At 64.1% G+C, this 4,889-nt stretch carries 2 protein-coding genes; both read right to left on the minus strand.

The features are described from left to right. Nucleotides 1-508 precede the first annotated feature (508 nt). Complete coding sequence (locus tag MKK64_RS14380; protein WP_243935607.1) at nt 509-3,403, minus strand: PAS domain-containing protein; 2,895 nt, start codon at nt 3,401-3,403, stop codon at nt 509-511. 375 nt (nt 3,404-3,778) lie between these two features. Next, nucleotides 3,779-4,474: an MBL fold metallo-hydrolase gene (locus MKK64_RS14385; protein WP_243935608.1), complete on the minus strand. Its 696-nt coding sequence runs from the start codon at nt 4,472-4,474 to the stop codon at nt 3,779-3,781. Between the last annotated feature and the right edge of the window lie 415 nt (nt 4,475-4,889).

The following is a 4,889-nucleotide window of genomic DNA, read 5'->3' on the forward strand; positions in this document are numbered from 1 at the left end:
CCACTCTTTCCGCACCCGCGACGCATCCGCGCTTTCGGCGGGTAGAGGGCGACCCTCACCCTCCACGGGATTTCGAGAGTGCAGGAGGCCTAGGCCGCTTCCTCGCTTGCCCGCGGTCCCGTTCGTGGTCGTGCGTCGGTCGAGCTGGACCAGGTCGGCGACCTTGTCGGCCGACATGCCGACCGCGGTGTGTGCCTATGTCTGCATAAGCACAGCACACCACCGAAAGCAGCCGGACTGCTCTCCACTAAACTCGGTCGTAGAGCGGACAGACGGGTTCCGACCCGACCCAGCCGCCCGGGCCGCCGTCGGCGCTTCTCCAAAGCAGTCGTTCGTCAGCTCTCCTGCAACTTCGGCTCGGGGTGGGAAGCGGACCCCGGCCGTGCGTCCGTAATCGGACGTTCCGCATCCGACTCATGGCAGCCGTTCAGACCGTCGTCGGCGCATCCCAAAAGCGGTCATTCAGTGACCGTCCGGCGCCTCTGCGCCACAACCTACGTGATGAGTGCTAGCGATGGCGGCGCTTACCAGTCGTAATGCGTCGCAGAACACGGGACAGCTGATCTGCCGAGTAGGGTTTGTGCAGCAGTTCGAACCCGTGTTCGCCGTTCTCGGCCAGCACATGGCTGTAGCCGGAGGCCAGCACCACCGGCAGTCGAGGTAGGCGGCGGCGCAACTCCTCGGCCAGGGCGATCCCGCCCATGCCAGGCATCACGACGTCCGAGAACACCACCTCGAACCCGTCGCCGTCGGTACCAAGGCGGATGAGCGCGCTCTCAGCGTTAGCTGCCCACTCCGTGCGATAGCCCAGATCTTCGAGGATCTGAGTTGCGAACGTGCCGACCTCGATGTTGTCCTCGACCACGAGCACCTTCTGGCCAGTACCCCCGGGGGCTGGGCCGCTCTCCTCGTCAGGAGTTTCGTGCTCGGCCTCATCCGCGACCTCCGGCAGGTACAGCGTGAACGTAGTACCCGCGCCGACCACACTCTGCACCTCGACATCGCCGCCCGACTGCTTGGCGAAGCCGAACACCTGGGACAGGCCTAGGCCTGTGCCCTTGCCGACCTCCTTGGTTGTGAAGAACGGCTCGAAGATCCGCCCCATGTCCGCCTCGGCGATGCCGCTGCCCGTATCACTGAGTTCGATCTTGGCGAAGGGGCCATCAGCGCCCGCGTGGTTTCGGATCACTGGCATGGCTGCACCACAACCCAGCCGTAGGGTCAGTGTCCCTTCCCCATCCATTGCGTCGCGGGCGTTGACCGCCATGTTGACCAAGGCGGTCTCAAACTGGCTCAGGTCGGCCTTGATGAAACAGGCGTGATCCGCCAGTTGGGTGATAACTCTGACCCGGGCGCCGGTCACCGTGTCGAGCATGTCGGCTACAGCCCGCAGCCGATCACCGACGTTGAGTACCTCCGGCGTCAGCGCCTGACGGCGTGCGAAGGCCAGGAGCTGGCCGGTCAGCTTGGCGGCGCGTTCCACCGTATCCGACACGGCATCCATGTACCGCTTGCGCCGTTCTTCCGGCAGGTCCGGACGGCGTAGGAAGTCCACGGACGAGCGGATGATGGTAAGCAGATTGTTGAAGTCGTGCGCCACACCACCGGTGAGCTGGCCCACCGCCTCCATCTTTTGCGACTGGCGTAGGGCCTCGGCGGTAGCTTCCAAGGCAAGCGCTTGCTCCTTGGCCGCCGTCACATCACGCGTCGTGGAAAAGATCCGATCACCAGTTGGCACGGCGTTCCAAGAGAGCCAGCGATAGCTGCCATCCATGTGCTGGTAGCGGTTTTCAAACCCGGTGACCGTCTCTCCCCGCGCCAGCCCAGCTAGTCCGACGGTAGAGTGTTCCTGGTCGTCGGGGTGGATCAGGTCGAAAACCGAGCGACCAACTAGTTCGGCCTCGGACCATCCCAGCGCCGTCGTCCAGGCTGGGTTGCAGGTAACCATGCGACCGTCGATGCGCAGTACGGACAACAGGTCTGTAGCGAGGCGCCAGACCTCGTCCCGCTCGGCGACCTCCTGCGCAAGCGTGTCGGCGCGCTGAGCCAGAACGGTCGAGGCCTCGCGTAGAGCGGTCACGTCCTGGACGAACACGTAGAACCCATCGACTGCACCGCTGGCGTCATACCGGGGCAGATAGCGGATATCGGCGATCCGCCGCCGCCCATCCTGTCGTGGCCAATCTAGGTCCATCTGTACGGACTCGCCCGCCAGGGCTCGCTCGATCTGCGCGCGACGCACTGCATAGCCATCCGCCCCGGCGATCTCGGGGATGGTTCGCCCCACGACCTCCTCCGGCGTCCGGCCAAACCAGTCCCGGTAAGCGGCATTGGCGAACCGGTAGGTCAACGTGCGGTCCACGAACGAGACTAGAAACGGCAATGCGTCGGTGACCAGCCGGAGCTGGGTTTCGCTGGTGCGCAGATCGCTCTCCGCCATCCGCCGTGCGGTGGCGGTACGGGTCCGGGCGGCGACCTCGCGGATGAACCCCAGTTCGTCCTCGGTCCACGTTCGTGGGGTGGCGCTGCAAACGAACAGCAAAGCCACGAAGCGTCCGTGTTCGAACACCGGGGTGTTGACCAGCGCCCGCGCGTTGACGGCTTCCAGCGCCGCGGCCTGGCCTGCCGTGCGCGGGTCGTTGCGGGCGTCGTCGATGACGACCATTTCCCCGCGCTTCAGGTCGTCGATGTAGCTGCCGAAGGACCGGAACCGGAGCGTCCCAGCGATGGAGACGGCCCCACCGCTGGTCCAGTCCCGTTCGACGGTGATGGTTTCGGCGTCCGGGTCTACCAGCCCGTAGCCGACGAGTTGCACGCCAAGGACTTGCCCGAGGATGCGGCTGGCCACGTCGCTCAAGCTGGCGGTATCGTCATCGTGCTCGGCGAGTTGGTCACTGAGGTCCAGCAGCGCCTTGCGCCGTACCTCGCCGTCCCGCAATGCCACCCCGGTCAGGTGCTCGGCTGTGCGGTCGCGGATGATCTTGACGAAGCCAATGTGCGTCTCGTTCTCGTCGCGCAGTGGCATCATCTCGCCCGAGGCCCAGAACCGTTCCTCACCCTTCTTCAGGTGCCAGCGTTCATCCTGGGCGCGGCCTTCTTTGAGAGACGTGGCCATCTCATAGGCGACCCGACCGTTGGCCCGGTCCTCAGGCGTGAAGAAGCGTCCGGCATCCTGGCTGCGCATCTCGTCGGCGGTCCAGCCCATGACGTGCTCGGAGCCGCTGTTCCAGCCGGTGATGGTCCCCTCGCGATCCGTCACGATGATCGCGAAATCCAGAGCACCCTCGAACACCGCGTTCTGGCGGGCGGCATCCATGCTGCCGCTGCGGACCCTCTCACGCAGTCGCCGCACCTCGGCTTCCAGCTCCTCCCGCGAGAGGGCTGCTAAATCACGTCCAGGCAAGCCAACGTTTCCCTTCGAAGGCCTCCTCTTAGCGGAGGAAGGCCTACTTCACACCGATGCTGGTTTGTGAAGCTTGTCGTCTCTCAGGTCCAGATCGGGCCGGGACGGGTGGCCGGCAACGAAGGCACCATGCTCTAGATACGATACCGCAGCCGGTCATTTGCTGGCCTGATCCTACCATCCAGGAACGTCTGCTATTCCAGCCTCGTTCACGATACCGGACAGTCTCAAATCCACCCCTCAGCAGCCATCCCGCTCCGACCCAGCCACTCGGACCGCCGTGGGTGCTTCTACAGAGCAGCCGTTCGTCAGCCCCCCCCGGCAACTTCGGCTTGGGGTGGTTTGCATATTTCCACATGGAGCAGCCCGTTTGTCTCAGCGCCGTGTTGCCGCTCGTTGAAGCTGGCTTGCGGCGTCCTTAACGATCGACCCACCGTGCCCAAAGCATACTGCCTGCGGCCCCAGCGCAGCGAGCTTGCGCTGGCTGCGCCGTCCCTCCGCCTCGTCCTCAAACCCGATCGGATCCCCCGCGCCGAGGATGTTGATGAACACGTCGCCTGCGATCAAAAGCCGTGTCCCTTGCCACAGGAACGCGACCTGACCGGCGCAATGGCCGGGGGCGTGGCTCACCCGAAGACCGCCAGCTAGAGGCAAAGTCTCCCCATCAGCAATGTGCTGGTCTATGCGGAACGGTGCCGTACGCTCTTTCTCGTCGAAGACGAGGCGCAGCATAATGTTACGGATCAGACCAGCTGCGGGCTTCATGGGTCGAAACGGCCCACCGCTCTCGACCATCGGCACGTCGGCGGCGTGTATGTAAGTCCGCGCACCGGTTGCCTGAATGAGCGGAACCGCACTGCCGATATGATCGGGATGGCCGTGGGTGAAGACGAGGTGCTTGATGTCGCTCGGCTTGCGCCCGAGCTTGGCGACTGCCTCGAAGACTTTATCCGCTTTGCCTGGGAACCCCGCATCAATCAGGACGAGCTCCGGTCCGGCGTCGAGCAGCACGGCGTTGGCGTTGCCCATCGGCACGCGGTAGGCGCCGTCGATGATTTTCTTGAGCATCATCAATCCAACCCGCTGACCACCCTCGCATCGGTTTTTTCAACCTTATGGAGCGAATGGAATAAGCGGCGATGTCGGTGGCTCGGCAAATTGTTTGGCCTGATTGAACCCAGCAAGGAGCGCCATTCTTTCGTCCGGATAGGACCTTGGTGCCCTAACGACTGGGCCGTTCTCTCGACTGATCAGCCAGACATAGCGCCCTGGATGAGGGTCGTACGGGAGGACAACGACGCGGCATCCGCCGGGGAGCGTGGCTGGCATCCCGATACCGTGTCACACCAAAGCGTGGCTGTGAAGTTGCTCGCGCCGACGGTCTAGCTCAGTTTGCCTGCTCGGGTTCAGCCAGCAGCCCAAAAAGCTGCGCCAGCGCAATCAGTTCGACATCGCTGCACTCATGGCCATCCACGAGCCAAAGGCC

Origin of the sequence: Methylobacterium sp. E-025, assembly GCF_022829705.1 — a bacterium.
In the GTDB taxonomy this organism is placed as follows: Bacteria; Pseudomonadota; Alphaproteobacteria; order Rhizobiales; family Beijerinckiaceae; genus Methylobacterium.

Bases quoted from the DNA above. Each gene is read 5' to 3' on its own strand.
- MKK64_RS14385 (WP_243935608.1), bottom strand. From the start codon at position 4,474: ATGATGCTCAAGAAAATCATCGACGGCGCCTACCGCGTGCCGATGGGC.